The organism is Streptomyces sp. WAC 04229 (assembly GCF_003947455.1).
Taxonomy (GTDB): domain Bacteria; phylum Actinomycetota; class Actinomycetes; order Streptomycetales; family Streptomycetaceae; genus Streptomyces.
In genome coordinates this window covers 1-244 of sequence record NZ_QHJH01000463.1, presented here as the reverse complement: position 1 = coordinate 244, position 244 = coordinate 1, and the positions used below count along the sequence as shown (strand labels likewise).

Annotated in this window: 1 protein-coding gene; it reads left to right on the top strand. The window is 69.3% G+C overall.

Annotated features, from left to right (window positions below; genetic code table 11):
• Positions 1-244 (top strand): hypothetical protein (locus DMH12_RS40645; RefSeq protein WP_185832792.1); only part of this gene is annotated, 244 nt, incomplete at both ends.

Genomic DNA, 244 nt, shown 5'->3' with positions numbered 1-244 from the left:
CGGTCGTCACGACGGAAGCCACCGCGCTGCCCGCCCCGGTCGTCACGACGGAACGAGGGACGGTCACCACGGTCGTCACGACGGTCATCACGACGGTCATCACGACGGTCATCGCGGCGGTCGTCACGACGGAAGCCACCGCGCTGCCCGCCCCGGTCGTCACGACGGAACGAGGGACGGTCACCACGGTCGTCACGACGGTCATCACGACGGTCATCACGACGGTCATCGCGGCGGTCGTCAC